This is a genomic window from Brevundimonas sp. AVps4, from assembly GCF_058681525.1.
Map to the genome: position 1 here is coordinate 1,059,763 of NZ_CM178741.1, position 26,141 is coordinate 1,085,903.

Consider the following 26,141-nt stretch of genomic DNA (forward strand, 5'->3'; position numbering starts at 1 on the left):
ATCTCGCCGTTGCGAAATCATCTGGACTTCACCGTCGCCGCTTTTCTGACCAATTTACTACAACGACAATGGCGTGGCTGGGAAGCGATATCGTCGTCTTTTCACACGCCTCGCGACTATCGAGCGCACTTCGTCCGATGCGATTCAGGAGATCCGCCGCGTTCGCTGCGCCGGATGGCGCCGCCCCTCAGCCCGCGCCAACCTTCGCTACGCATTCCTACCTAAGCCGCAGTTCAGAAATCGTATTAATCATCCTTCCATCCTTGGTCGGACAGATGCGGGTTCATCGCAGAGGGGCGGCTGGCGCGCCGCAAAGGGCCGTTTCGGCCGTGGCGGCGCGCTCAGATCGACGAAGACCGTAGGAGTTTGGGTTGCGTTTTATTGAGAACATGTCCGTCGGACGGAAGCTCGCCGTGGCTTTCGGCGTGGTCCTGGCCGCCATCGCCGTCATGGGCGTGGTGGTGGTGACGAACCTTCTGGCCTTGCAGCGCGCCGACCACGCTCGCAACCTAGAAGGTGAGATCAATCAAGTGCTCGCCGTCGCCGAGTTCCGCCTGTCAAAGCAGGAAAACTCCTATCGCGGCTATCTGCTGTCGCAGGACCCCTATTACGCCGAACGGCTGGATCTGCACCGCGCCAAGTTCAAGGAAGCGCTGGAGGAGGTGCGGGCAAAACTGCCCGCCGATCGCGCCGCGCCCGTCGACGAGGCCATCAAGGCCGCTGACGGCTGGTACGCCAACATCGTCCAGGTCGGTAAGGCGATGGTCGCCGAGGGGCGGATCGCCGAGGCCAGCCGGATGGTCGGTCAAACCGGCGTCGCCGACCAGTTCATCGCTCCAGTTGAAGAAGCGATCGACGTCCTGAGGGCTGAGAACGAGGCCGCCCGCGAGGCGACCCGCAAGGCTCAGGCCGAGGCGGCCCAGGCCGCCCTCATGGCCGTGATCGTGGGCATGGTCTGCGCCCTGCTGATGGCCCTGGCTGCAGGTCTGGTCGCCACCCGTTCGATCGTGCGGCCGACCTTCACCATGATCGGCTATATGCAGAAGCTGATGGCGGGCGACACCGCCATCCAGGTCCAGGGCGCCGACCGCAAGGATGAGTTCGGCAAGATGGCTCAGGCCATCGTCGCCTTCCGCGACGCGGCCATTGAGAAGGCGCGTCTGGCGGCGGAGGCGCTTTCGCAACGCTCGATGAGCGAGCAGGAGCGGGCCGCCCGCGAGGCCGAGAAGGCGGCGGAGGCCGAGGCCGACCGGGTGACGATCGAGGCCTTGGGCCGGGGTCTGGCGGCCATGGCGGACGGCGACCTGACCTATCGGATCGAGACCGAATTCGCGCCCAAGGCCGCGCAGCTGAAGACGGACTTCAACGCCGCCATCGCTCAGCTCCAGCAGGCCCTGTCGGTGGTGGTGGGCAATATCGCCGGCATCCGCTCCGGCGCCGGCGAGATCAGCCAGGCCGCCGACGACCTGTCGCGTCGTACCGAACAACAGGCTGCGGGGCTGGAGGAGACGGCGGCGGCTCTGGACGAGATCACCGCCACGGTGAACAAGACGGCGTCGGGCGCGCGCCAGGCCTCGGACGTGGTCCAGGCCGCCAAGGGCGACGCCGAGACCTCGGGCGTCATCGTTCGCGACGCCGTCCAGGCCATGCAGGCCATAGAGGGCTCGTCGGACCAGATCAGCCAGATCATCGGGGTCATCGACGAGATCGCCTTCCAGACCAATCTTCTGGCCCTGAACGCCGGGGTCGAGGCGGCCCGGGCGGGCGAGGCCGGTCGCGGTTTCGCCGTCGTGGCCTCCGAGGTCCGGGCCCTGGCCCAGCGCTCGGCGGAAGCCGCCAAGGAGATCAAGACCCTGATCTCGACCTCCAGCACCCAGGTCGGTTCGGGCGTGAAACTGGTCGGCCAGACCGGCGAGGCTTTGCAGCGGATCGTGGACCGTGTCGCCGAGATCGACGGCCTGGTGGCGGAAATCGCCGCCTCGGCCCAGGAACAGGCCATCGGCCTGGCCGAGGTCAACACCGCCGTCAACCAGATGGACCAGGTCACCCAGCAGAATGCGGCCATGGTCGAACAGTCGACCGCCGCCAGCCACTCTCTGGCCCAGGAGGCCCAGTCGCTCCAGGCCTCGGTGGCCCGGTTCAAGGTCGGCTCAGCGGCCCAGGTCGCCGCCGCCCCCGCCCGCGCCCCTGCGCCCGCGCCTGCGTCTTCCGCACCGGCCAAGCCGGCCCATCGAATGGTCCAAGCCCTCAAGACCCTGGGCCGCGGCGGCGCCGCGCCCGCCCAACAGGCCGCTCCCGCCGAAGACGGCTGGGAAGAGTTCTAAAATGCTCCGTTCTTCAAGCGATATTTACCAACCGCGTGAGACGAAGCGGACGGGGCTGAAACAAGGAAACACCAATGGCTGAGGTCATAAGTCTCGCATCGGTCCTGGACATGAACGCAGCCGAGCCGCTGAAGGCCGAACTGTTGGCCAAGCGCGGCCAGGCCGTAACGGTGGATGCGAGCGGCGTCGAACGCCTGGGCGGTCTTTGTCTCCAAGTCCTTCTCTCCGCCCGCAAGACCTGGGCGGCCGACGGGGTCGATCTGATGATCACGCCCCAATCGACGTCTTTCGCTGAACAATGGGCCGCCTTCGGCGCGTCCGAAACCAACGCACCAGACCTCACTGAAGGAGCGCTCGCGTGAGCAAGACCGTTCTGACCATCGACGATTCCCGCACCATGCGGGACATGCTGCTGATGGCCCTGGAAGACGCCGGCTATGTCGTCATCCAAGCCGTAGACGGCGTGGACGGCCTGGAGACGCTCGCCGCCCAGGGCGCCGACGTCATCATCACCGACATCAACATGCCCCGCATGGACGGTTTCGGCGTCATCGAAGGCGTGCGCGCCGATCCGAACCACCGCACCACCCCGGTGCTGGTGCTGACGACCGAGAGCGACGCCGAGAAGAAGGCCCGCGCCCGCGCCGCCGGCGCGACCGGCTGGATCGTCAAACCCTTCGACCCGGTGAAACTGGTCGACGCCGTTCGCCGCGTGGCGGCCTAACACTTTTCCAGATCGGTCGGGCCAACAGCCATGGACGCCTTCGAAGCCATCAAAGCCACCTTCTTCCAGGAGTGCGACGAACTGCTCGCCGAACTGGAATCGAAGCTGATGCTGTTGGAGCAGGGTCAGACCGACCTGGAGACGATCAACGCCGTCTTCCGCGCCGTTCACTCGGTCAAGGGCGGGGCGGGGGCGTTCGGCCTGGAGGCTCTGGTCCGGTTCGCCCACGTCTTCGAGACCCTGATGGACGAGCTGCGGGGCGGCCGCAAACCCTGCGACGCGGTCACGATCAAGACCCTGCTGCGGGCCTCTGACGTGCTGGCCGACCACATCCAGGCCGCCCAGGGCCTGGCTCCTCCGGTGGACGAAGAGCGTTCGGCCGGCCTGGTCCAGGAGCTGGAGCTTCTGACCCACGGCGGCGAGGCGCCGCCCGCCGTCGAAGAGGAGGAGGAAGACGACTTCGGCTTCACCCCCATGGCCTTCGACGCGCCGCTGGACGACCCGGCGCTGGCGGTCGAGGCTCCCGCTGCGGATGCGGCGCCCGCAGGCCAGCCCGGCTGGCGCATCGTCTTCAAGCCGCACGGCCGCATGTACGGCAGCGCCAATGAGGCGGGTCTGCTGCTGCGCGAAGTGGGCCGGCTGGGCCCCATCACCGTCTCTGTGGACGAGGCCGCCCTGCCGACCCTGGACGTGCTGGTCGCCGAGGACGGCTATCTGACCTGGACGATCGACCTGGTCGCCGATGTCGACGAAAAGGCCGTGCGGGAAGTGTTCGACTTCGTCGAGGCCGACTGCGACCTGACCATCACCCCGCTGGGCGGCGCCCCGGCCCTGGTCTTCGAGGAAGAGCCGCCGGCCGTCCTGCCCGCCAGCGACGAACTGGACATCGCCGCCCTTCTGGCCAAGGCCGCTGCAGGCGCCGCGCCCGAAACGCCCGCCGCCGCTCCGGCGCCGGCCCCCGCGCCCCAGTCTGTCGCGCCCCAGTCGGTCACGCCCGAGCCGGCCGCGCCTGCGCCGGTCGCCGCCCAGGTCTCCGCGCCTGAGCCCGCACCGGCCCCGGCCGCCGCCCCCATTCCCCCCGCCCAGGTCGCCACCCCCGTGGCGCCGGCGCCGGTCACCATCCGCGTCGACCTGGATCGGGTCGATCGCCTGATCAACGTCGTCGGCGAATTGGTCATCCAGCAGGCCATGCTGTCCCAGCGCGTGCTGGAAAGCGGCCTGGCCCGCTCTTCGGGCATCGCGCTTGGGATGGAAGATCTGGAGCTTTTGACGCGCGAGATCCAGGACAGCGTCATGGCCATCCGCGCCCAGCCGGTGAAGTCGGTGTTCCAGCGCATGCCGCGCCTGGTCCGCGAAGTCGCCGACATGGTCTCCAAACAGGTCCGTCTGGTCACCTCCGGCGAAGACACCGAGGTCGACAAGACCGTGGTCGAACGCCTGGCCGAGCCGATCACCCATATGCTGCGCAACGCCATCGACCACGGGCTGGAGACGCCGGAGGAGCGGATCGCCGCCGGCAAGCCGGCCGAGGGTACGGTGCGCCTCGCGGCCCTGCACCGCTCGGGCCGGATCGTCATCGAAATCGCCGACGACGGCCGCGGCATCAATCGCGAACGGGTCAAGAAGATTGCGGTGGACAAGGGGCTGATCGCCGCCGACGCCGCCCTGACCGACGAACAGATCGACAATCTGATCTTCCTGCCCGGCTTCTCCACCGCCGCCGTGGTGTCCGACATCTCGGGTCGGGGCGTGGGGATGGACGTGGTCAGGCGGTCGATCCAGGCCCTGGGCGGCCGCATCTCGATCAGTTCGGTCCCCGGCAAGGGCTCGACCTTCACCCTCAGCCTGCCGCTGACCTTGGCGGTTCTGGACGGCATGGTGGTGACGGCCGCCGACCAGACCCTGATCGCCCCTCTGCCGGCCATCGTCGAAAGCCTGACGCCGCAGGAAAGCGACCTGCACTATGTCGGCGGGCTCGATCCGGTGATCCGCTTCCGCGATCGCTTCCTGCCGCTGATCGACGTGGCCCTGACCATGGGCTTCCGCGAGACGCCGATGGTCCCTTCCGAAGGCGTCGCCGTGGTGGTCGAGACCGAAGGCGGCCAGCAGGCGGCCCTGCTGTTCGACGCCATCCAGGGCCAGCGCCAGGTGGTGATCAAGAGCCTGGAGACCAACTACCGCCAGGTCGAGGGCGTCGCCGCCGCCACCATCCTGGGCGACGGCCGTGTGGCCCTGATCCTCGACGTCGACGTCCTTGTCACCGACATGCGCCGCAAATCTCCCCGATCCGACTTCAAGCTCGCGAGCTGACCCATGACAGAAGCCAACGACACCCAGCGCGAACTCATCGCCTTCCGCATCGGCCGGCAGGAATTCTGCGTCGACATCATGTCGGTGCGCGAAATCCGCGGCTGGACGCCCGCAACCCCCCTGCCGCGCTCGCCCGGCTATATGAAGGGGGTGATCAATCTGCGCGGCACCGTCCTGCCGATCATCGACCTGGGCGCCCGGTTCGGGCTTGAGACGTCCGAGCCGACCGCCCGCCACGTCATCATGGTGGCCCATATCGGCGGCCGCATGGTGGGGCTGCTGGTCGACGCCGTGTCCGACATTCTGGAGATGAACGACGCCGCGGTTCAGCCGACGCCCGACGTCGCCAGCGACCAGGTCAAGACCTTCGTCAAAGGCATCTTCTCGATCGACGGGCGGATGATCAGCCTGATCGAACTGGACCACATCCTGCCCCAGGTCGAGGCCGAAGCCGCATGAACCCCGCCCCGGGACGGGGGTCGATCGTCGAAGGCGAGTTCGTCTTCACCGCCGACGACTTCCGTCAAATCGCCCAGATGCTGCATGCCCACGCCGGCATCGCCCTGAACGAGGGCAAGGCCGCGCTGGTCTATTCGCGCCTGGCCAAACGGCTGCGGACCCTGGGCCTGACCAGCTTCCGGGACTATTGCGCCCTGGTCGAGGGCGCCGACGGCGTGGACGAGCGTCAGAAGATGACGGCGGCCCTGACGACCAACGTCACCCGCTTCTATCGCGAGCCGCATCATTTCGACGATCTGCGCGACCGCGTCATGCCCGACCTGGCCGCGCGCGCCCGCGCCGGGGGCCGGGTGCGGCTGTGGTCGGCCGCCTGTTCGAACGGGCAGGAGCCCTATTCGATGGCCCTGACGGTGCTGTCGGTCCTGCCCGAGGCGGCGGACCTGGACGTGCGCATCCTGGCGACCGACATCGACCCCAATATGGTGGCCCAGGGCTATGACGGGGTCTATTCCGAAGAGGCGCTGGAGCCGGCGCCGGCGACCCTGTGGCGCAAATATTTCAACCGCGCGGACCGTGGAAACTGGGTGGCGGGGCCGCAGCTGAAGCGGCTGGTCACCTTCCGCGAACTGAACCTGATCGGCGACTGGCCGATGAAGGGCCGGTTCGACGTCATCTTCTGCCGCAACGTGGTCATCTATTTCGACGATCCGACGCAGGAGCGGATCTGGAGCCGGTTCACCCCGCTGATGAACCCCGGCGCCACCCTCTACATCGGTCATTCCGAGCGCGTGTCCGGCCCGGCGAGCCGCCAGCTGCAGACCGCCGGCCTGACCACCTACCGCCTGGGAGCCGCCTGATGGCCGATCGCGTCAAAGTCCTGATCGTGGACGACAGCCTGACCATGCGCGGCCTGATCTCGGCCGCCCTGAAGTCGGACCCCGAAATCGAAGTCGTCGGCACCGCCGCCGATCCGCTGGAGGCCCGCACGGCCATCAAGGAGCTGAATCCCGACGTCCTCACGCTGGACGTCGAAATGCCCAATATGAACGGGCTGGAGTTCCTGGATAAGATCATGCGGCTGCGCCCCATGCCGGTGGTGATGGTCTCGACCCTGACCGCAGCGGGCACGGACGTGACCCTGGCGGCGCTGGAGATCGGGGCGGTGGACGCGGTCGCCAAGCCGGCCGTGGCCAGCGCCGAGGCCTTCCACGAACTGATCGGCAAGGTGAAGACGGCGGCCCGGTCGCGGGTTCGCGCCCGCGGCGACGTGCCCGCCGCCGCCGCCGCCCCCAGCGCCTATCGCCCCGCGCCCAATCACGTCCTGGCCATCGGCTCCTCCACCGGCGGGGTCGAGGCCCTGCTGACGGTCTTGAGCGGCTTTCCCGCCAACTGCCCGGCGACGGTCATCACCCAGCACATGCCGGCGACCTTCACCTCCAGCTTCGCGGCGCGCCTGGACCGGGTCTGCGCCCCGGCGGTCAGCGAGGCCGTGGACGGCGCGCCGCTGAAGCCCGGCCACATCTATCTGGCGCCCGGCGGCGCCGCGCACCTGGAGCTGACGCCGGGCCTGTCGCCGCGCTGCCGCCTGGTGAACAGCGAACCCGTCAACGGCCACCGTCCGTCTGTGGACGTGATGTTCGATTCCGTCGTCCGTCTGAAACGGCCCATGACCGGCGTGATCCTGACCGGCATGGGCAAGGACGGCGCCAAGGGGCTGAAGGCCATCCGCGATGCGGGCGGCCGCACCCTGGGTCAGGACGAAACCACCTCGGTCGTCTATGGCATGCCCAAGGCCGCCTTCGAACTGGGCGCTGTGGAGCGGCAACTGCCGCTGCACCGCCTGGCCCCAGCCATCCTTGATCTGTGCGCCGATCCGGCCGCACGGTCCGTCGCCTGATCCCGGGAGCCTTACTCATGCCCGCCGCCGCCTCACTTCACTGCCTGGTCGTCGACGATCAGATGACGATGCGCTCGCTGGTCCGCACCAGCCTGCAACAGCTCGGCGTGCGCGAGATCCGCGAAGCCGCCGACGGCGAAATCGCCCTGCGCGACATCATCGCCAAGCCGGCCCATCTGATCATCTCCGACTACAACATGCCCAATCTGGACGGCCTGGGCCTGCTGCGCGCCGTGCGCGCCCACCCCCCGACCTCCAAGACCGCCTTCATCATGCTGACGGGTCGGGCAGATCGCGAGCTGGTCCAGCGCGCGGTCCAGTTCGGCGTCAACAATTACCTGGTTAAGCCTTTCACCGTGGCCCAGCTGAAGGGCAAGATGGAAGCCGTCTTCGGCGCCCTGACATGACCTTTTCCGCCCTGAAGGACACGCAAGAAAAGCGTCTGCACGTCGGACAGGGCGAACACCATGTCACACGCGATCCCAATGTGGTGCTCAGCACCATTCTGGGCTCCTGCGTCGCCATGTGTCTGCGCGATCCGGTCGCCGGGGTGGGCGGCATGAACCACTTCCTGCTGCCCGAAGGGTCCGGCGCCGGCACCGACGCGGGCCGCCGCTACGGCGCCTACGCCATGGAACTGCTGATCAACGACGTGCTGAAGGCGGGCGGCCGGCGCGATCGGCTGGAGGCCAAGCTGTTCGGCGGCGGCCGCATGTTCGACTCCCTGCGCGACGTGGGTCGCTCCAACGCCGATTTCGCCGAGAAATTCCTGCGTGACGAAGGCATTCCGGTCGTCGGCGGCAGCCTGCGCGGAGACGGCGGGCGCCGGGTCCACTACTGGCCCGTGACCGGCAAGGCTCTGCAACGCGCCGTGACCGACACTGTGGCGCCGCGGCCCGCGCCCGTCGCCCCGCCTCCGGTCGATACCGGCGCCCTGGAGCTGTTCTGATGCACGCCCCTCCCGAACACGCCGAACTGCTGGTCGCCGTCGCCGACGAGCTGACACGGGTGCGCGAGGGGATCGACCATGTCGAGGCCCTGGTCAGCCGTCTGGTGCGCCGCGCCCCTGCCGAGGATCGGGCCGAGGCCCTGACCGAGGCCCAGGCCCTGGACGCCCTGACCCAGCGTCTGGAGGCCCTGTCCGGCGTCCTGCGTATGCTGGGCGACGGGGCCACCCCGGCCGAGTCCGTCAGCCGCATCTCCCTGGCCGACATGGCGGTGCGGCTGCGGCCCGCCGCCGGCGTCAAGGTCTCGGCTCCGCCCGATTCGGGCGATTTGACCCTATTCTAACGCCGTGACCAAGGCGCCCGATAAGGTCAATCTGGCGCATTCCACCCTGCTGCTGGTCGATGACCAGCCGACGTCGCTGGATCTGCTCAGCTCGATCGTCCAGGGGTTCGGAGTGCGCGAACAGCTGAAATGTCCGTCCGCCAAGGAGGCGGTCGAACTGCTGCGTCGTCGGGCGGTGGACCTGATCCTGGTCGATTGCGCCATGCCGGAGATGGACGGCTACGACTTCGTCACCTGGCTGAGGCGCGAGGCGCCCGAGCCGGCCCGTTTCACACCCGTGATCATGATCCTGGGCCACGCCGCCCAGGCGCGAGTCGCGCGCGGCCGCGACTGCGGCGCCAGCTTCATCGTCGCCAAACCCCTGACGCCGTCGGTCCTCCTGCGCCGCATCGTCTGGCTGGGCGCCCAGAAGCGCCAGTTCATCGAGGCCGAAAACTATGTCGGGCCGGATCGGCGCGTCCACAACTACGGCCCGCCGCCCGGCGAGGATGGCCGCCGCAGCACCGACCTGTCGGGCGAGGTCGGCGAGGCGGTCGGCGAAAACATGAACCAGGACGATATCGACATGCTGTTGAAGCCGATGAAGGTGAACCTGTGACCGCCGCCTCCAAAGCCGTTTCTCAGGATGTCTCAAAGCCCGCCGTGCGGATTCGCGACATCACCACCTCGCTTCAGCGGCAGATGGCGCGCCCCGGCGGCATAGATATCGAGGCCGCCGTCGCCGCCGCCGAACAGGGACTGGAGGGGCGCCGGGAGGAAACCCTGCGGGTGATCCAGGACAAGGTCCAGGCCTTGGCGGCCTTCTGCGCCGGTCGGCCCGCCGCCCCGGAGGCCGAGCTCTACGCCATCGCCTCCGTCCTGGTGGATACGGCGGGCTTTCTCGACATGCCCGCCTTCTATGAGGCCGCCTACAGCCTGTGCGAGGTCGTCAGCCGGATGTCGGCGGCCGAGGCCTGGTCCTGGCCCTCGATCGACGTCCATGTCCACGCCCTGTCGCTGATCCTGGGCGAGGGGGGCGGCGCCTCGGACGCCAATTCGACCCTGCTGGCCGGTCTGCGCGCCGTCGTGGACCGCACGCCCGCGCCCGGTTAAGCGCGATCCGCAGCCGGCGGAACAGGGACGAAACGAATCAGGACCGAATCGCGGACTCGCGCCGATTCAGCCTTTGTTCACCCCAAGATATTGTATCTTAAGACAGATTAACCACAATCGAGTTCGGGCGGCGCCGACCACGCGGCCAAGAAAATGCAGTTCGCCGCACCCACCGTCTTCCCCCCTCCGCCCCGACCCGCTAGTTCACCCCTGCGGGCCCCGTAGCTCAGCTGCATAGAGCAAGGCTTTCCTAAAGCCGAGGTCGCAGGTTGGAGTCCTGCCGGGGTCGCCATGTCTGTTGACGATTACATACCCCGCCCACTCGGGAAAATCCTTATTGCGTGCAGGGTCTTTGGGTGAAACTGTCAGGCTAGGAGGAAACCTGACATGCACGACGGCGCCCGACTCGCCGCGCCAGAAGATCGACCCCTCGGCTGTGGCGATCCTGCGACCTGCGCAGGTCACCGCCCGGACGCGAACTGCGGCCACGGCGGCAAGGGCGACGCCGGCAACACCCTGGGGCTGACGGTTGCGATCCTGGCGCGGCGGTGGGCCGCCCACCTGGACGAGGTTTTGGCCGAAGCCGGCTTCGGCGTCGGCCAGTTGGCCGTGCTGACGCTGTTGCAGAACCGGCCTGCCGGCCTGACCCAGCGCGAGGCCGCCGACCTTTTGGCTGTGTCAGAGGCGGTCATGTCCACCCGCACGGCCGCCCTGCTGTCGGCGGGGTTGGTGAGCCGTCAGACCCTGATCGGCGACCGACGGGCGCATCTATTGCAGATCACCGCCGAGGGACGGTCGGCCCATGACGTCTGGTCTAAGTGCCTGTCCTGCGTTCAGGAGCAGATTCTCGAGTCTGTCGGCGCCGAAGACTTGGCCGTGACCCAGAGAACGCTCGAAAAGATCGGCGCGGCGGTCGAACGGCTGTCTGAGCAGGAGGGGCGCAAGCTCAAGCCCGCCCCGCGTCGACGCCCGCCCGCTGCGTCCGGTCCCAGGGCCTGATCGGCTGAAAATCCAAGCGAGCGCTTGACTGACGCTTTGGCCGGAACCGCTGCGCGGCGCCGGCCGAACGATCGGGTTCTAGAACTCTTCCCAGTCCGCCTCGACGCTCTGGGCGGCGGCGGTCTGACGGCCGGCGACGGCGGCCAGCTTCACCGGCGCGGGACGGGGCGGCGAGGCGGGGCGAGCGGCGGCGAGCGGGGCGGCGGCGAGCAAGTTTGATCCGGCGCCCAGGCGGAACCGCCCGATCATCGAGGCGAGGTTCTCGGTCTCCTGGCGAAGCGAATGGGAGGCGGCTGTCGACTCCTCCACCATCGCCGCATTCTGCTGGGTGACCTGGTCCATCTGGTTCACGGCGGTGTTGACCTCGGCCAGGCCGGTCGACTGTTCGCGCGCCGAGGTGGCGATTTCGGTGATCAGGCCGTCGATCTCGGCGACCCGGTCCACGATGACGGCCAGGGCCTGGCTGGTTTCGCCGACCAGTTTCACCCCCTTGCCCACCTGACTGGTGCTGCCGGCGATCAGGCCCTTGATCTCTTTCGCCGCCTCAGCCGACCGCTGGGCCAGGGCTCGGACCTCAGACGCCACGACCGCAAAGCCGCGGCCGGCCTCGCCCGCGCGCGCCGCCTCGACCCCGGCGTTCAGGGCCAGAAGATTGGTCTGGAAGGCGATTTCGTCGATGACGCCGATGATCTGGTTGATTTCGCCAGAGGAGCGCTCGATCTCGGCCATGGCGCCGATCGCTTCTTCCATGACGGCGCCGGACCGTTCGGCGTCGCCGCGCGCCCCGGCGGCGACGGTCGCGGCCTGCTGGGCGTTGGCGGCGCTGCGTTGGACGGTGGCGGTCAGCTGATCCAGAGCCGCGGCGGTCTCCTCCAGACTGGCGGCCTGCTGTTCGGTGCGGCGCGACAGGTCGTCGGAGGCCACGCCGATCTCGTCGGCGCCGGAACGGATGGCGCCCGCCGTCTCGCCGACGCTTTTCATCGTCGCCTGCAAGGCGTCGACGGCCGCGTTGAAGTCGGTTCTCAGCTTGTCCAGTTCCGGGATGAAGGCCGTGGTGATGCGGCGCTCCAGGTCGCCCTGGGCCAGGGCGGTCAGGGCGTCGCCGATCTGTTCCACCGCCTCGACTCTACGGGTCACGTCCACGGCGACCTTGACCACCTTGGCCACCTTGCCGTCCGGATTGACGATGGGGTTGTAGGAGCCCTGGATGATGACGGCCCCGCCGTCCTTGCGGACGCCCCGGAACTCGCCGGACTGGAACTGGCCGGACGACAGGGCGGCCCAGAACTGGCTGTACTCAGGACTGTCGCGATAGGCCGGCTCGGCGAAGATGGCGTGCTTGCGCCCGACGATCTCTTCTAACTGATAGCCCATGGCGTCCAGGAACAGGCGGTTGGCGTTGACGATGGTCCCGTCCAGGGTGAATTCGATCATGGCCTGAGATCGGCCGATGGCCTCGATCTGGGCCGCATAGTCCTCGCTGGCGAGCCGATAGCGGGCGTCCGCCCATTCCACGACGAAACCGGCGGCCTTGCCGCCCTGTTTCAGCGGCGTGACCAACAGGTCGAAGGCGCGACCCCCGACCCGGATGGTGGCCGAATGGGGTTCGCTCAAAGTCGCCAGCATCCGCCGCTGGTGGGCCGGGTTCTTGTGGAAGACGTCGATGTTGGAGCCGACCAGCCGATCAACGCTGAAGTTGGGCAGGTCTGACCGTAGCTCGGCTTCCGCCTCTTGCAGAAGATTGCGAACCGCCGGGTTCAGATAGGTGATGTTCAGGTCCTTGTCGGCCAACATGATGTTGGTGCGAAGAGCCTCTACAGCCGTTTCCAGCATGCCGCTCGCCGGCTTTTTCCCCTTGGCCCACATATCCGCTCTCGATGCTGCGGGCGTTGAGGCGCCCTTTGGCTGCAGCGTTAGTGCTCACTCATTACTGGAAAGTGTACGGAATGTTTATCTGAACCCAACATCGCTGTGCTTTTCGGGGATACTAGGCTCAGGACCCATTGAAGTGAGGCGTGCGATCTGATTCAGGCTCCTGAGGAGTCTGGATATGAGCGACCTGTATTGGCTGACGGACGAGCAGATGGCTCGGCTGGAGCCCTTCTTCCCCAAGAGCCACGGCAAGCCGCGCGTTGACGACCGCCGGGTATTGAGCGGGATCATCTTCGTCAACCGCAACGGCCTGCGCTGGCGGGATGCGCCGTCGGCCTATGGGCCGCACAAGACGCTCTACAATCGCTGGAAGCGGTGGAGCGAGGCGGGCGTCTTCGTCCGGATGATGGAGGGCCTGTCCGGCGCCCAGACCGAACGTCGGACTGTCATGATCGACGCGACCTATCTGAAGGCGCACCGCACGGCTTCGAGCCTCGCGGTAAAAAAGGGGGCCTCGGGCGGCTGATCGGACGCACGAAAGGCGGCATGAACACCAAGCTTCACGCCGTGACAGACGTCAACGGAAGGCCCATCAGCCTCTTCATGACAGCGGGTCAGGTCAGCGACTACATCGGCGCTGCCGCTCTCGTGGACAGTCTGCCCCGCGCCCAGTGGCTGCTGGGGGACCGGGGCTACGACGCCGACTGGTTCCGGGACGCCTTGCAGGCCAGGGGGATCACGCCGTGCATCCCTGGCCGCAAATCCCGGACCGAACCCATCCGCTACGACAAGCGACGCTACAAGCGGCGAAACCGGATCGAAATCATGTTTGGCCGCCTGAAAGACTGGCGACGGGTCGCCACTCGCTACGATCGCTGCCCGACCGTCTTCCTGTCCGCCATAGCCCTCGCCGCCACAGTGCTGTTCTGGCTATGAGTCCTGAGCCTAAGCTGTTCAATCGACCACAGGCGGAAAGCGAGGAGCTATTGGAGCTTCGCGCCGTCGTCGCGGCCGTTCATTTGTCTCAGGCGGTGATCGAGTTCGATCTCGACGGCGTGGTGCTCGACGCCAACGCCAACTTCCTTGCGGTGCTCGGCTATGAACTGTCCGAGATCAAAGGCCGGCATCACCGGATGTTCGTCGATCCGGCCGAGGCCGGCTCGCCGGCCTATGCCGAGTTCTGGAAACGTCTGAACGCCGGGGAATTCGTCGCCGACAAGTTCGTCCGTTACGGCAAGAACGGCAAGCGGGCGGTGATCGAGGCGTCGTACAATCCGATCTTCGACGTCAACGGCAAGCCCTATAAGGTGGTCAAGTTCGCCATTGACGTCACCGCCGTCGAAGAGGAGCGCGAACGCCGCGCCGAGGCTGATCGTCAGGCGGCGGCCGTTCAGGCCATGGTGGTGCGAAATACGGGCCAGGGCCTGTCGGCCATGGCCTCGGGCGATCTGTCCTATCGGATCGAAGAGGATTTTCCGGGCGAGTACGCCGCTCTGCGCGAGAACTTCAACCGCGCCATGGCGGCGCTGGACCAGGCGATCGCCGTCATCGGCGGCAACGCCGAGACCATGCAGTCCGGCGCCAAGGAAATCAGTTCAGCGGCCGAAGATCTGTCCCGTCGCACTGAACGTCAGGCGGCCAGCCTGGAAGAGACGGCGGCCGCCCTGGATCAGATTACGGCCACCGTCCGCCGGACGGCCGAGAACGCCCAGGAGGCCGACAAGGTGGTCAGCCAGACCCGCGCCCAGGCCGAAACGGGCGGCGCCGTGGTCCAACGGGCGGTGGACGCCATGGGCGAGATCGAACGCTCGTCCGACCAGATCAGTCAGATTATCGGCGTCATCGACGAGATCGCCTTCCAGACCAACCTTCTGGCGCTTAACGCCGGAGTTGAGGCGGCGCGCGCCGGCGAGGCCGGGCGGGGCTTTGCGGTCGTGGCCTCAGAGGTGCGGGCCCTGGCTCAGCGGTCGGCGGACTCGGCCAAGGAGATCAAGACCCTGATCTCCGCCAGCGGCGCCCAGGTCAAATCCGGCGTCGTCCTTGTGCGTGAAACCGGCGAGGCCCTGACCGGCATCGCCGGCCGGATCGTCGAAGTCACTCAGCTGATGAGCGAGATTCGCGGATCGACCCAGGAACAGGCGGTCGGCCTGGCCGAGGTCAACACCGCCGTCAATGAAATGGACCAGGTGACCCAGCAGAATGCGGCCATGGTCGAGGAGTCGACGGCCGCCAGCGTGGCGCTGAGCCGCGAGGCCGCCGAACTGGCCCAGCTGGTCGGCCGGTTCACCACCAGCCCGGACGGCGGCTCCAGCCGACCTGCGCCGCTGCAAGAGGCCCATGGCCGGATCGCCGCCTTCGCGGCCGACCGCCCTGCGCCCCGACTGAAACTCGCCGCGGGCGGAGGCCGACAGGCCGCCGTTCACTCCGAATGGGAGGCTTTCTGATGTCCATGGCGCATACTCAAACCGACGCCTTTTCCGTCAACCGCGCCGGCTCCGGCCGTCGTGAGATGGTCGGCTTCGGGGTCGGGGACCAAGCCTTCTGCATCGACATCACCTCGGTGCTGGAGATCCGGGGCTGGACCCCCGCGACGCCCGTGCCCCAGTCGCCCCATTATATGAAGGGGGTGGTCAATCTGCGCGGCAGCGTCCTGCCGATCATCGACCTGGCCGCGCGCCTGGGCCTGCCGACGACTGAACCCTCAGCGCGTCACGCCATCATGGTCGCCAACTGCGGCGGGCGGACCGTGGGCCTGCTGGTCGAGGGAGTGTCCGACATCGTCCAACTGGACGACGCCGACCGCCAGGCGACGCCGGACATGGGCCATGGCCAGGGTGGGGTCGTCGCCGGAATCTTCGCGGTGGACGGCGCCATGCTCAGCCTGCTGGACCTGGACAATCTGCTGCCGCCGGACCGCAGCCGTCCCGCCGACGAGGCTTTCGATGCGATCGCCGCAGCTTGAGATCCCGGCCGCAGACGCCTCCTGGCCCCCGTACGGCGTGGCGGCCTGGCTGGCCGATGAGGTCGATGAGCGCGATCTGAGCCCTGTCATGCCGGACGGCTGCGACAGGGCCGGCATGGTCTCGGCCCTGCTTCAGATGGCCCTGTCGGTGTCTGAAGAGGGCGCGCCCTGGGCCGACGACGTCTGCGTCCTTCTTCTGTCGGGATGGGGCGCCTTGCAAGCCGCCGCTTCGGCCAACGAAACCGTCTGACGGTCGCCGGAGAGCCGGGTGATCGAATTCGCCCCATGCACGTTGTCGTCCGACCAGGGACGAAGACGGGCGAGGCGGGGACATGGCGAACGGATTGGAAGCCTATCGGGCCAAGCGCGACTTCACCCGCACCCCCGAACCGGCCGGAAAGACCAAGGCCGGACGCAAGGGCCGGCTGACCTATCTGATCCAGCGCCATGCGGCGACCCGGCTGCATTACGACTTCCGCATCGAACATGACGGGGTCCTGAAGTCCTGGGCCGTCACCAAGGCGCCGTCGCGCGATCCGGCGGTCAAACGACTGGCGGTGGAGGTGGAGGACCACCCCCTGGCCTATGGGACGTTCGAGGGGACCATTCCGTCCGGCAACTACGGCGCCGGGACCGTCCAACTGTGGGACCGCGGCGAATGGGAGCCGCAGGAGCCCGACATAGAGGCGGCGCTGAAGCGCGGCTCGCTGAAGATGATCCTGCACGGCGAGCGGCTGAGCGGCGGCTGGGCCCTGGTGCGGCTGAAGTCCGATCGCGGCAAGCCGTCCAAACGCAACAACTGGCTGCTGATCAAGGAGAAGGACGAGGCGGCCGTGCCCGGCGAGGGCGACGCCAATATGGAGATCGACGCCTCCGTCGCCAGCGGCCGGAGCCTGGCCGAGATCGCAGAGGGCAAGACCCAATGGACCGCCTCTCGCCCCGTGGCGCGCAAGGGCCCCAAGCCGCCGAAGGCCAAGCCGCGCGAAGCCGACCTGGCCCAGCCGCCCGCCTTCCAGCCGATCCAACTGTGCAAGGTGGCGGACCATCCGCCCGGCGGGGCCGGCTGGGTGCATGAGATCAAGTTCGACGGCTATCGCATCCAGATCGCCGTCGGCGGCGGCCGCGCGCGGCTCTACACCCGTCGGGGCCATGACTGGACCGACCGCTTTCCCGAACTGGCGGCCGATGCGGCCCAGTGGCCCGACGGGGTGGTGGACGGCGAACTGTGCGCCCTGACCGAGGACCATACGCCGGACTTTTCCGCCCTTCAGGCCGCCATAGCCGACGGAAAGACCCAGGACCTGGTCTATTTCGCCTTCGACCTGCTGAAGGAAGGGCGGGACGATCTGACGGCCCTGCCGCTGTCGCACCGGAAGGCGCGGCTCCAGGCCCTGATCGACCGGATCCCGGCCAAGGCGCGGGGGAGGGTGCGCTATGTCGATCACTTCGCCTCCACCGGCCAGGCGGTTCTGGACAGCGCCTGCCGAATGGATCTGGAGGGGGTGATCTCCAAGACGCTGAACGCCCCCTATCAGCCGGGCCGGTCCTCGACCTGGGTCAAGTCCAAATGCCGGGGCAGGGACGAGGTCGTCATCGGCGGCTGGTCGTCGGAGGGCGGAACGCGCTTTCGCTCCCTGCTGGTCGGCGTGGCGGAGGAGGAGGGGGGGCTGCGCTACCTCGGCCGGGTCGGGACCGGCTATTCCGCCCCCCTGCTGAAGACCCTGCTGCCGGCCTTGAAGGGGGCGGCGGCCGAGGCCTCGCCCTTCGTCGGCAAGGGGGCGCCGCGCGGCGGCAAGGACATTCACTGGGTGCGCCCGGTGCTGGTGGCCGAGCTGGAACACGGCGGTCTGACCGAAGGCGGCTCCCTGCGCCATGCGGCCTTCAAGGGGCTGCGCGAGGACAAGCGGGCTCAGGAGGTGGTCGATAAGCCGCAATCGCCTGGGCCGAAAAAGGCGGAGAAGGCCGCGCCCGCGCCGCGCCGAACGGGCAAGGACAAGGTGGTCGTCGCCGGCGTCACCCTGTCCAGCCCGGACAAGGTTCTGTGGCCCGCCGTCGGGGGGCGGCCGGCCATCACCAAGACGGACCTGGCCCGCTACTATGAACAGGCGGCCGAACGGATCCTGCCCCATGTCGCCGACCGGCCGGTGTCGATCATCCGCGCGCCCGACGGGATCGAGGGCGAGACCTTCTTCCAGCGCCACGCCATGCCGGGCTCGAACCCGCGGCTGAAGCTGATCGACGTGCATGAGCGCAAACCCTATGTCGCCGTGGTCGATGTCGGGGGGCTGGTCGCGGTGGCCCAGTCGGGCGGGCTTGAGCTGCACCCGTGGGGCTGTCGGCCCGGCGATCCGGAGACGCCCGAACAGGTCACCTTCGACCTCGATCCCGACGCGGGTCTGGACTTCGAAGCGGTCATCGCGGCGGCCAAGACGGTGCGAAAAACGCTGGAGGCCAAGGGGCTGAACCCCTTCGTCAAGACGACCGGCGGCAAGGGGCTGCATGTCGTGGTTCCGATCCGCTCGGACGGCCGCAGCCGGATCGAATGGGACCGATGCAAGGCCTTCGCCAAGGCCGTGGCCGAAGAGGTGCGACGCGCCGATCCCGACCGGTTCACCACCACCCTGGCCAAGAAGGCGCGCGGCGGAAAGATCTTCATCGACTATCTGAGGAACGGCCGGATGGCGACGGCGGTGGCGCCCTGGTCTGTGCGGGCGCGGCCGGGCGCAGGCATCGCCTTTCCCCTGTCCTGGGGCCAGGTCAAGGCGGGCCTGGATCCCCGGGCCTTCACCCTTCACGACGCCCCGGCCCTGCTGAAGAAGTCCGATCCGTGGAAGGATTTCCGGGCCGGAGAGGTCAGCTTGCGGCCCGTGCTGAAGGCGATGGGGCTTTAGAGGGGCGGTTCTGGTGCGTAGTGCTGGTGATTAGTGCTAGTGCTAGTGAGTAAGGCATGAGCAGTGGGAGTGTCTGCGCCCAGCCCACCTCTTGCTCACTAGAACTAATCACCAGCACTAATCACTATAACCCCGCCCCATCACGCCGCCGTCTTGCGCGTCGCCGGCTTTTTCTTGGCGGGGGCCTTTTTCTTCGGCTTGGCGCTGGTCGCGGAGCCCTTGAGGCTGTTGCGCAGAGCCTCCATCAGGTCGATCACATTGGTGTCGTCGGGCTCGGGCGCCTCGACCACCGACTTGCCGCCCTTCTGCTTGGCCTTGACCATCTCGCGCAGGGCCTCGTCATAGCGGTCCTTGAAGTCGGTCGGGTCGAAGTCCGTCTCCTTCTGGGCGATGATCCGGCTGGCGATCTCGACCATGTCCTTGTCCGCCTTGACCGAGGGAATGTCGTCGAAATAGTCCTCGGCGGGCCGCACCTCGTCATGCGCCCGCAGGGAATAGGCCACCAGCCCCTTGCCGCGCACCTCCAGGGCCAGCTGCCGTTCCCGCCCGCGCAGGACCAGGGTCCCAATCGCGATCTTGCCCGCCGACTTCATCGCGTCGCGGATCACGGCGAAGGCCTCGGCCCCCACGCCCTTTTCGGGCACGACATAGAAGGGGTCGTCCCAGTACAGGCGGTCGATCTCGTCCTCGTCCACGAAGCTTTCGATACAGATGGTTCGGGTGGTCTCCAGCTTGACCTTGTCGAAGTCGGCGTCGTCGAACAGGACATATTCGTCCTTGGCCACCTCATAGCCCTTGACCAGATCCGACCGTTCGATCGGGCCGGTGTCGGGGTCGGTCGGCACCATGCGGATGCGGTTGTTGGTCTCGGGATTGATCAGGTGGAAGCTGACGTGAGCATTGGAGGCGGTGGCGGTGTAGAGGGCGACCGGACAGGTCACCAGCGACAGTTTCAAATGCCCCTGCCAGGTGGGTCTTGCGGCCATGATCGTCTCCTCGCCTCCGGTTCGGTGACCTAACGCCGCAGGCCTGCGACCGTTTCCGCGCGGAACCGGGCGGCCTGTCGCACCTTTCCGATGTGAAGCTTGCAGCAAGGGCGGGGCGCATGCGGCCGACCAGACCATACCGATGAACCCGACCCCGACCCCCGTTTCGGGCTGGGCGCCCTATTGCGGCCCCGCGCCCGCCGCCGGCGACTGGCGCTGGAATCTGGACCCCGTGCTGCTTCTGGTCATGGCCGGGGCGACGGCCCTGATCCTGATGCGGACGCGCGGCCGGTCGCGGGGCTTGGGCCTAGCCGCCATGGCGGTGCTGGGCGTCAGCTTCGTCTCGCCCCTGTGCGCCCTCAGCTCCGCCCTGTTTTCGGCCCGGACCGTGCACCACGTCCTGCTGGTCGCCGTGGCGGCGCCCCTGCTGGCCGAGATGGCGCCGCGACGGCGATACGGGTCTCTGGCCCTGGCGACCTTCGTCCAGGCGGCGGTGCTGTGGGTGTGGCATGCGCCCGCCGCCTATGGCGCCGCCCTGTCCAGCGACCTGGTCTATTGGATCATGCAGCTCAGCCTTCTGGCCTCCGCCGTCTGGTTCTGGGCGGCGGCGCGGGCGGCCAGCGCGCCTGCGGCGGTGGTCGGCCTGTTGGCGGCCATGCTGGCGATGGGGCTCTTGGGCGCGGTCCTGACCTTCGCCGGCCAGGCCGTCTATGCGCCCCACGCCTATACGACCCTGGCCTGGGGCCTGACCCCGCTGGAGGACCAGCAGGCGGCGGGGCTGATCATGTGGGCTCCGGCGGCGGGCCTCTATCTGCTGGCGGCCCTGTGGCGGCTGGGCCGGATGCTGGGGCCGGATCTTCCCGCCGAAGCCGGGGTGCGTCCGGCGTGATCGAAAAGCTCTTCACCCAACTGTTGGAATGGGCGGCGGGCCACCATGACCAGGGCCGCTATTCGCCGGTCGGCATCCTGTTTCACTGGGTCATGGCCGCCCTGGTGATCTTTCAGCTGGGCTGGGGCTGGTGGATGGGGCGTCAGCCGGTCGGCGGTCAGATGCTGGCCGCCTATGATCTGCATTTCGCCGTGGGCGTCCTGATGCTGATCCTGGTGATCGGACGGCTGTCCTGGCGGCTGATGGCGCCGGACCTGATCAATGATGCGGACAAGCCGGGGTGGGAGAGCTGGGCCGCCCACGTCACCCACTATGTCTTCTACATCTGCCTGTTCGGCCTGCCCCTGTCGGGCTGGGCCATGATCTCGGCGACGGACCGGACGCGCGAACTGGAGACGCTGGGCTTCATCCCCTGGCCCCTGCTGCCGTTCCAGGACCTGTCCAACAGTCAGCTATGGGCGATCGAGGCGGCGGCGGAATGGATGCATTGGGGCCTGGTCGTCACCCTGCTGCTGATGATCCCCATCCACGCCGGAGCCGCCCTCAAGCACCATCTGATCGATCGGGACGACGTGTTTCACGCGATGCTGCCGGTCGTGCCGCTGCGTCGACGGAAGCGGACCCGGTGGCAGAGGCGCTGGCGGGCGCTGGAGAAGCAGGTTGCGCGGACAGCCAAAGCCCTATGGCGCGGACTTCTGGGTCCGAAAGCGGTTTGACGGCGGCGGCCATGACGCCGCGCGGATCGTTGCGGCGTTCGCCCGACTTCCACCGCTCCATCTGTTCGACCAGATAGGGGTAGGGCTGACCCGCGATCTGAGGATTGCCGCCCAGGCCGGTTCCTTCGCCGTTCAAGCCGTGACAGGCGGCGCAGGCCACCACGCCGCGCGCAGGATCGCCTCTCAGATAGACCGACGGCGCAGGGGCGGCGGCGTTCCGTTCCGTCGGCGGGATCGGCAGGGCGGCGTAATAGGCCGCCACCTCGCGTCGGCTTCTCTGATCCAAGGCCTTGGCGATGCGCGTCATCTGGTCGTCGGCCCTGAGGCCCGAGGCGTAGTCCTCCATCTGTTTCTGCAGATAGCCGATGTCCAGGCCCGCCAGTCGGGGCGCGGCCGCGCCGTCGCCGCCGCCGTCCAGGCCGTGACAGGTGAAACAGGCGTTGGCCGCACCGCCGGCGCCGCCGCTGAGGGCGATGACTTCGCCATTCGCCGAGAGAACGCGGTCGGTGTCGGTCGCCGCCGCCTCGCATCCGGCCAGCAGCATCAGGAGCATCAGAGGGGCAAGGGGCGCGCGCACCTGCATCCAACCCCCGCCTACGGCCCCGGTTCCGAAGGCGCCGCCCGACGGAGACGCCATGTCGCAGCCGGGGAACTTCCTCGTCCTGGGGGGATTGGTCTGGTGAAGCTTTCGAGGCCTGGCCCGAGGCGATTCAGGGCGGGGGACCGGGCGGCGATGAGATGGGGCGGACAGGGCGAGGCAGGGCGGACCGCCGCCGCGGCTCTGCTCGCGCTCGCCTCGGCGGGCCTCAGCGCCTGCGTCGACAAGGCGGATCAGCCCCGGCCGGTGGCCCAGGGCGATCCGGCGCGCGGCCTGGCGGTCATCGAGGCCGTCGGTTGCGCCGCCTGCCACACGATTCCCGGCGTCGCCTGGCCCGAAGGCCGCAGCGGCGGCGACCTGGCGGGCTTCGGGGCGCGCCCCTTCATCGCCGGGCGCCTGCCGAACCAGCCCGGCGTCCTGACCCGCTGGCTGATCGACGCGCCGTCCCTGGATCCCGGAACCGCCATGCCCCCCATGCCCCTGAACCAAGCCCAAGCCCGCGACGTCGCGGCCTATCTGTATACGCTCGATGACGACTGAACCGACGCCGGGAACCGCGGGCTGGCCCCCGCCTGTGCTGGACCCAGCCGGCCCTTTCGCCGGGCCGATCGAGGTGGTGGCCTGGGTGCTGTTCGTCATGGCGGCGGTGGTGATGACCGTGGTGCTGATCGCCCTGGGGATCGCCCTGTTCGGCCCCCGGCGGTGGAAGCGGCGGGTCAGCGGCGAGCGTCTGGTCTGGATTGGCGGCCTGGCCTTTCCGATCGTGGTTCTGACCGGCCTTCTGATCTACGGCCTGACCACGACCGCGCGGGTCGCCGAGGCGCCGCGACCGGGCGAGATGCGGGTCCGCGTCACCGGCGAGATGTGGTGGTGGCGGGTCGCCTATCTGGACGACCAGGGGCGCGAAATCCTTCAGGACGCCAATGAGGTCCATATCCCCGCCGGTCAGCCCGTGGTGTTCGAGCTGGAAAGCGCCGACGTGATCCACAGCTTCTGGGTTCCGCGCCTGGGCGGCAAGACCGACATGATCCCCGGCCGGCGCAACTTCATGCGGCTTCAGGCCGATCAGCCGGGAACCTATGGCGGCCAGTGCGCCGAATACTGCGGCGGGCCCCATGCGCTGATGGGGCTGGTCGTGGTGGCCCATACGCCCCAGGAATTCGCCGCCTGGCGCGCGCGTCAGGCCGGGCCGGCCGTAGCCCTGGATGCGGCCGCGCCGACCGCCGCAATGATCGCGCGCGGCCGCGACGTCTTCGCCGCCTCCGGCTGCGGCGCCTGCCACACCATTCGCGGAACCGAGGCCAATGGTTTGGCCGGTCCCGACCTGACCCATGTCGGCTCCCGCCAGACGATCGGGGCGGGCATATTGCCGAACAATCAGGGCACTCTGGCGGGCTGGATTTCGGACAGCCAGGGCGTCAAGCCCGGCAACCGCATGCCCTCCTATCCGGTCCTGACGGGCCAGGATCTGCGCGCCGTCTCGGCCTATCTGGACAGTCTGAAATGAGTTCGGAAACCGGGTTCGATCCCGAACTCTACAAACGCCTGCCGACCCGCGAACCCCGCCCCGAGGGCGAGCTGGAGCAGCTGGAACAGGTCTGGTGCGCGCCGCGAAAGCCGTGGGAATGGGTCACGGCGATCAACAACAACTATATCGGCGTCTATTACGTCGGCGCGGCCATGCTGTTCTTCGTGCTGGCCGGGGTTCTGGCCCTGTTGATGCGGACCCAGCTGGCCCTGCCGATGACGGGCTTCTTGGCCCAGGAGACCTACAATCAGATCTTCACCATGCACGGCACGGTGATGATGTTCCTGTTCGCCGTGCCGGCGGTCGAGGCCCTGGGGGTGCTGCTGCTGCCCCAGATGCTGGGGGCGCGCGACCTGCCGTTCCCGCGTCTCAGCGCCTACGCCTTCTGGGCCTATCTGATCGGTGGATTGTGTTTCTTCTGCTCTCTCTTCTTCGGCCTGGCGCCGAACGGGGGCTGGTTCATGTATCCGCCCCTGACCTCCATGGCCTATTCGCCGGGGATCAACGCCGACTTCTGGCTCCTGGGCATCGGCTTCATCGAGATTTCGGCCATCGCCGGCGCTATTGAGATCATCGTCGGGGTTCTGAAGACGCGGGCGCCGGGCATGACCCTGGACAAGTTGCCGATCTTCGCCTGGGCCATGCTGATCTTCGCCTGCATGATCATCATCGCCTTCCCGTCGATCATCCTGTCCACCCTGCTGCTGGAGCTGGAACGCGCCCTGGGCTGGCCCTTCTTCGACGCGGCGCGGGGCGGGGATCCGATGCTGTGGCAGCACCTGTTCTGGTTCTTCGGCCACCCGGAGGTCTACATCATCTTCCTGCCGGCGGCGGGCGCCATGTCCACCATCATCCCGGCCGTGGCCCAGACCCGGCTGGTGGGACACAGGCTGGTGGTCCTGGCCATGCTGGCGACGGGCTTCATCAGCTTCGGCGTCTGGGCCCACCACATGTTCGCCACCGGCATGCCCCAGATCTCGATCAACTATTTCAGCGCCGCCTCCATGGCGGTCAGCGTGCCCGCCGGGGTTCAGGTCTTCGCCTGGATCGCCACCCTGGCGGCGGGGAAGATGCGGTTCAACACGCCGGGCCTGTTCGCCGTCGGCGGGCTGGTCATCTTCGTCATGGGCGGGCTGACCGGCGTCATGGTCGCCATGGTCCCCTTCGACTGGCAGGCCCACGACAGCTATTTCATCGTCGCCCACCTGCACTACGTCCTGATCGGCGGCATGGTGTTTCCGCTGTTCGCCGCCATCTACTATTGGACGCCCATGTCCAGCGCCCGGCCGCTGAGCGAGCGGTGGGGCAGGTGGGTGTTCTGGCTGATGTTCGTCGGCCACAACGTCACCTTCCTGCCCATGCATCTGACCGGGCTGATGGGGATGCCGCGGCGGGTCTACACCTATCTGCCGGATCGGGGTTGGGACCTGCCCAATATGATCTCGACCGTCGGCGCCTTCCTGTTCGGCCTGGCGGTGCTGATCTGGCTGGTGGACATGATCCGCAACTTCCGCCCCTTCGGGCGACGCGAGGCGGGCAATGTCTTCAATGGGCCGGGGCTGGAGTGGCTGCCGGCGGGGCTCTATTCGCTGCGGTCGATCCCGGTGATCAAGAGCCTCTATCCCGGCTGGGAGCAGAAGGGGCTGGCCGAGGACGTCGAGGCCGGACGTTATTTCCTGCCCGGCGTCCCGCGCGGCGAACGCGAGACCATCGTCACCAGCCCGCTGAACGCCGAGCCCCAATATCTGCTGCAGATCCCCCGGCCCTCCAGCTGGCACGTCTGGGGGGCGGTGTTTACGGCGGGCTTCTTCCTGATCCTGACCATCCAGGCCTATCTGGCTTCGGTGATCAGTGGAATTCTGGCCGTCTACTGCATCCTCAAATGGTGCTGGAAACTGGACCGGCCGGATCGGCGCGAGGGCGGGGCGGCTGTGGTGGACATCGGGGCGGGGGTGCGCCTGCCGACCTATGTCTCGGGTCCGACCAGCCACGGCTGGTGGGCCATGGTCATCACCCTGATCGTCGCGGGCATGGTCGCGGTCATGGCCGGCTTCTCCTATGTCTTTCTGTGGAGCCGCCGACCCGATCTGTGGCAGGCGCCGCCGGAAATGGGAACTCTGATCCAAGTCATCGGCCTTTGCGCGGCGGCGGCGCTGCTGGCCTGGGCCGCGCTGAGGGTCCTGGCGCTGGACCGGCCGCGCAGCGGGGTGATCGCCGCCGTCCTGATGCTGCTGGCGGGCCTGACGATCGGGGCGGGCTGGGCGGTCGAGGCGTCCGCCTGGTGGGGGGCGGGCCTGCGTCCCCAGGCCAGCGGCCAGGGGGCGACCGTCTTCGCCCTGATCGCCTGGCAGGGGCTGTTCGCGGCCATCTGCGCCATCATGGCGGTCTTCGCCCTGATGCGCTGGGTTTTCGGCCTGCTGTCGGCCCGGAGGCCGGCGACCTATCAGCTGATCGCCCTGTTCATCGGTTTTTCCGCCGCGCAAGGGGCGGCCGCCGCCCTGTTGACCCATCTGTTCCCGGGAGGCTGACATCGGACGCTGGCTGATCCTGACGGGCGGGCTGCTGATCTGGGCAGCCCATTTCCTGGGCGTCTATCTGATCTCG

The 26,141-nt window shown here is 68.0% G+C and carries 25 protein-coding genes, 1 tRNA gene and 1 pseudogene; 24 read left to right on the forward strand and 3 right to left on the reverse strand.

Annotation, left to right across the window (positions count from 1 at the left end; genetic code table 11):
- Positions 1 to 389: 389 nt before the first annotated feature.
- The 14 genes from ACW178_RS05220 to ACW178_RS05285 all read left to right on the forward strand — a co-directional run bounded on the left by ACW178_RS05220 (position 390) and on the right by ACW178_RS05285 (position 11,095).
- Positions 390 to 2,324 carry a methyl-accepting chemotaxis protein gene (locus tag ACW178_RS05220; protein ID WP_492025047.1) on the forward strand — a complete coding sequence of 645 codons (1,935 nt, stop codon included), beginning with the start codon at positions 390 to 392 and terminating at the stop codon, positions 2,322 to 2,324.
- 74 nt (positions 2,325 to 2,398) lie between these two features.
- The gene (locus ACW178_RS05225; RefSeq protein WP_054764755.1) at positions 2,399 to 2,686 is read left to right on the forward strand and encodes an STAS domain-containing protein; all 288 of its coding nucleotides are present in this window, start codon (positions 2,399 to 2,401) and stop codon (positions 2,684 to 2,686) included.
- The gene (locus ACW178_RS05230) at positions 2,683 to 3,048 is read left to right on the forward strand and encodes a response regulator (RefSeq protein WP_054764756.1); all 366 of its coding nucleotides are present in this window, start codon (positions 2,683 to 2,685) and stop codon (positions 3,046 to 3,048) included. Before ACW178_RS05225 ends, ACW178_RS05230 begins: the two co-directional genes overlap by 4 nt.
- A 30-nt stretch (positions 3,049 to 3,078) precedes the next feature.
- Positions 3,079 to 5,358: a chemotaxis protein CheA gene (locus ACW178_RS05235; RefSeq protein ID WP_492024928.1), complete on the forward strand. Its 2,280-nt coding sequence runs from the start codon at positions 3,079 to 3,081 to the stop codon at positions 5,356 to 5,358.
- Positions 5,359 to 5,361: 3 nt separating this feature from the next.
- On the forward strand, positions 5,362 to 5,817 hold the full coding sequence (locus ACW178_RS05240; RefSeq protein WP_054764758.1) for a chemotaxis protein CheW: 456 nt from the start codon (positions 5,362 to 5,364) through the stop codon (positions 5,815 to 5,817).
- Positions 5,814 to 6,674: a CheR family methyltransferase gene (locus ACW178_RS05245; RefSeq protein ID WP_054764759.1), complete on the forward strand. Its 861-nt coding sequence runs from the start codon at positions 5,814 to 5,816 to the stop codon at positions 6,672 to 6,674. Before ACW178_RS05240 ends, ACW178_RS05245 begins: the two co-directional genes overlap by 4 nt.
- A complete protein-coding gene (locus tag ACW178_RS05250) occupies positions 6,674 to 7,714 on the forward strand; it encodes a protein-glutamate methylesterase/protein-glutamine glutaminase (RefSeq protein WP_152949523.1) in 1,041 nt (346 codons plus the stop codon). Before ACW178_RS05245 ends, ACW178_RS05250 begins: the two co-directional genes overlap by 1 nt.
- Before the next feature lie 17 nt (positions 7,715 to 7,731).
- Complete coding sequence (locus ACW178_RS05255; RefSeq protein ID WP_054764761.1) at positions 7,732 to 8,121, forward strand: response regulator; 390 nt, start codon at positions 7,732 to 7,734, stop codon at positions 8,119 to 8,121.
- Positions 8,118 to 8,663: a chemotaxis protein CheD gene (locus ACW178_RS05260; RefSeq protein ID WP_054764762.1), complete on the forward strand. Its 546-nt coding sequence runs from the start codon at positions 8,118 to 8,120 to the stop codon at positions 8,661 to 8,663. The genes ACW178_RS05255 and ACW178_RS05260 overlap by 4 nt, the downstream gene beginning before the upstream one ends.
- On the forward strand, positions 8,663 to 9,004 hold the full coding sequence (locus tag ACW178_RS05265; RefSeq protein ID WP_054764763.1) for a DUF8776 family protein: 342 nt from the start codon (positions 8,663 to 8,665) through the stop codon (positions 9,002 to 9,004). Before ACW178_RS05260 ends, ACW178_RS05265 begins: the two co-directional genes overlap by 1 nt.
- Positions 9,005 to 9,008: 4 nt before the next feature.
- Positions 9,009 to 9,602, forward strand: a complete 594-nt coding sequence (locus tag ACW178_RS05270; protein ID WP_152949524.1) for a response regulator — start codon at positions 9,009 to 9,011, stop codon at positions 9,600 to 9,602.
- Positions 9,599 to 10,096: a hypothetical protein gene (locus ACW178_RS05275; RefSeq protein WP_183217819.1), complete on the forward strand. Its 498-nt coding sequence runs from the start codon at positions 9,599 to 9,601 to the stop codon at positions 10,094 to 10,096. Before ACW178_RS05270 ends, ACW178_RS05275 begins: the two co-directional genes overlap by 4 nt.
- 215 nt (positions 10,097 to 10,311) lie before the next feature.
- A tRNA-Arg gene (locus ACW178_RS05280) sits at positions 10,312 to 10,388 on the forward strand.
- A 95-nt stretch (positions 10,389 to 10,483) separates the two neighbouring features.
- Positions 10,484 to 11,095 carry a MarR family winged helix-turn-helix transcriptional regulator gene (locus ACW178_RS05285; protein WP_191555155.1) on the forward strand — a complete coding sequence of 204 codons (612 nt, stop codon included), beginning with the start codon at positions 10,484 to 10,486 and terminating at the stop codon, positions 11,093 to 11,095.
- A 78-nt stretch (positions 11,096 to 11,173) separates the two neighbouring features.
- Here ACW178_RS05285 and ACW178_RS05290 read toward each other — a convergent pair whose 3' ends face one another.
- A complete protein-coding gene (locus ACW178_RS05290; protein ID WP_492024929.1) occupies positions 11,174 to 12,928 on the reverse strand; it encodes a methyl-accepting chemotaxis protein in 1,755 nt (584 codons plus the stop codon).
- 217 nt (positions 12,929 to 13,145) lie between these two features.
- Between ACW178_RS05290 and ACW178_RS05295 the strand changes: the two genes are divergently transcribed.
- The 5 genes from ACW178_RS05295 (at position 13,146) to ligD (ending at position 18,820) form a co-directional block, all read left to right on the forward strand.
- Positions 13,146 to 13,903, forward strand: a protein-coding gene (locus tag ACW178_RS05295; protein ID WP_112862666.1) for an IS5 family transposase whose coding sequence is annotated in 2 segments (ribosomal slippage) — positions 13,146 to 13,467 and positions 13,467 to 13,903 — 759 coding nt in all. Because the reading frame shifts where the segments join, the coding sequence is not laid out codon by codon here.
- Positions 13,900 to 15,411 carry a methyl-accepting chemotaxis protein gene (locus tag ACW178_RS05300; protein ID WP_492024930.1) on the forward strand — a complete coding sequence of 504 codons (1,512 nt, stop codon included), beginning with the start codon at positions 13,900 to 13,902 and terminating at the stop codon, positions 15,409 to 15,411. The genes ACW178_RS05295 and ACW178_RS05300 overlap by 4 nt, the downstream gene beginning before the upstream one ends.
- A 5-nt stretch (positions 15,412 to 15,416) precedes the next feature.
- Entirely contained in the window at positions 15,417 to 15,929 is a 513-nt protein-coding gene (locus ACW178_RS05305; protein ID WP_492025048.1) for a chemotaxis protein CheW, read from the forward strand.
- Entirely contained in the window at positions 15,910 to 16,179 is a 270-nt protein-coding gene (locus ACW178_RS05310; protein ID WP_054764773.1) for a hypothetical protein, read from the forward strand. The genes ACW178_RS05305 and ACW178_RS05310 overlap by 20 nt, the downstream gene beginning before the upstream one ends.
- Positions 16,180 to 16,261: 82 nt before the next feature.
- Positions 16,262 to 18,820: a DNA ligase D gene (ligD, locus tag ACW178_RS05315; protein ID WP_287105603.1), complete on the forward strand. Its 2,559-nt coding sequence runs from the start codon at positions 16,262 to 16,264 to the stop codon at positions 18,818 to 18,820.
- Positions 18,821 to 18,960: 140 nt separating this feature from the next.
- On the opposite strand, the gene ku is transcribed toward ligD, so the two are convergent.
- The gene (ku, locus tag ACW178_RS05320; protein ID WP_287105605.1) at positions 18,961 to 19,806 is read right to left on the reverse strand and encodes a non-homologous end joining protein Ku; all 846 of its coding nucleotides are present in this window, start codon (positions 19,804 to 19,806) and stop codon (positions 18,961 to 18,963) included.
- 142 nt (positions 19,807 to 19,948) lie between these two features.
- Between ku and ACW178_RS05325 the strand changes: the two genes are divergently transcribed.
- On the forward strand, positions 19,949 to 20,695 hold the full coding sequence (locus ACW178_RS05325; RefSeq protein ID WP_287105606.1) for a cytochrome c oxidase assembly protein: 747 nt from the start codon (positions 19,949 to 19,951) through the stop codon (positions 20,693 to 20,695).
- Complete coding sequence (locus tag ACW178_RS05330; protein WP_287105607.1) at positions 20,692 to 21,411, forward strand: cytochrome b; 720 nt, start codon at positions 20,692 to 20,694, stop codon at positions 21,409 to 21,411. The genes ACW178_RS05325 and ACW178_RS05330 overlap by 4 nt, the downstream gene beginning before the upstream one ends.
- A gap of 91 nt (positions 21,412 to 21,502) precedes the next feature.
- Here ACW178_RS05330 and ACW178_RS05335 read toward each other — a convergent pair.
- Positions 21,503 to 22,048: pseudogene (locus ACW178_RS05335) on the reverse strand (c-type cytochrome); the annotation flags it as partial.
- 96 nt (positions 22,049 to 22,144) lie between these two features.
- On the opposite strand from ACW178_RS05335, the gene ACW178_RS05340 reads away from it, so the two are divergent.
- Genes ACW178_RS05340 through ACW178_RS05350 form a run of 3 tightly spaced genes read left to right on the forward strand, consistent with a single transcriptional unit; the run spans position 22,145 to position 26,065 of the window.
- The gene (locus ACW178_RS05340; RefSeq protein WP_152949536.1) at positions 22,145 to 22,549 is read left to right on the forward strand and encodes a c-type cytochrome; all 405 of its coding nucleotides are present in this window, start codon (positions 22,145 to 22,147) and stop codon (positions 22,547 to 22,549) included.
- On the forward strand, positions 22,539 to 23,516 hold the full coding sequence (gene coxB, locus ACW178_RS05345; RefSeq protein ID WP_152949537.1) for a cytochrome c oxidase subunit II: 978 nt from the start codon (positions 22,539 to 22,541) through the stop codon (positions 23,514 to 23,516). Before ACW178_RS05340 ends, coxB begins: the two co-directional genes overlap by 11 nt.
- A complete protein-coding gene (locus ACW178_RS05350) occupies positions 23,513 to 26,065 on the forward strand; it encodes a cbb3-type cytochrome c oxidase subunit I (protein ID WP_492024931.1) in 2,553 nt (850 codons plus the stop codon). The genes coxB and ACW178_RS05350 overlap by 4 nt, the downstream gene beginning before the upstream one ends.
- Positions 26,066 to 26,141: the final 76 nt, after the last annotated feature.